The following is an 881-nucleotide window of genomic DNA, read 5'->3' on the forward strand; positions in this document are numbered from 1 at the left end:
CTTGTTTCTAATCGAAGCATGTTAAGAGCCATGTGACGCACACCAGCCAGGAGTTCGGCGGCATTGCCACGATAGATTTGGCAAGCATCTTCATTCATCGTGACATCAAGCACCCAGTGCAACCGATTTTCGATTTCCCAGTGACCTCGGACTGCATCGGCAAAACGTTCGGGGGTGAGCACCGCAGAGCTAATGTAGTAGCGATACTCCAGCGACTCTTTCCCTGCTGAGTCAATACGATAGCCAATAGCAACACCGACGCTTTGAAGCCCTTTCCAATCAGGGAAATCTGTCGTCAACTCCTGCGCTGACATGACGTGGTATTCGCGCGCTTCAATACGCCCATGTCCGCGCTCGATGTCACACGCTGGGCTTTTTCCGAGCAATGGCGCCAATGCTTTTTGTACCGCTTTAGCCAGACTTTTTTGGTTGCCTTTGACTGCTAATAGGTAATCGCCACCTTGCTCAACTATCTGCTTGGCGATATCGGTTTGACAGCCCATCGCATCGATAGAGACAAGACAACCTTTGATATCTAACAGCTTGATCAGCTCAGGGATGGCGGTGATTTCATTGGACTTATCTTGGGTTTTAACTTGTCCCATGACAACGCCGTTGGCTGTCGCAAAAGCACTGACCATGTGGAGCGTTGATTGCCGATCTTCTCGGTTGTAGGAGCTGCGTAACACCTTGCCGTCAATAGCAATAAGTTCGCCATTCGAATGGACGTTGGCTGCCTGCATCCATTTTAAAAAGCAGTCTTGAAACTGGTCAGGTTCAATGGAAGAAACAACCCTGGCAATAGTGTCATGAACAGGGATGCCCTGGCGAAAAAGTCCTTTGTCCTGTAGCCAATCGAGGTGAGCTTCGCCAAAGTCTTC

Annotated in this window: 1 protein-coding gene; it reads right to left on the reverse strand. The window is 49.7% G+C overall.

All coding sequences use genetic code 11. The features are described from left to right. Window positions 1-881: ISAs1 family transposase (locus KCG43_RS21295; protein WP_218387468.1), on the reverse strand; the 881-nt coding region annotated here is incomplete at both ends.

Source organism: Photobacterium sp. WH24 (assembly GCF_019204055.1).
Lineage (GTDB): Bacteria > Pseudomonadota > Gammaproteobacteria > Enterobacterales > Vibrionaceae > Photobacterium > Photobacterium arenosum.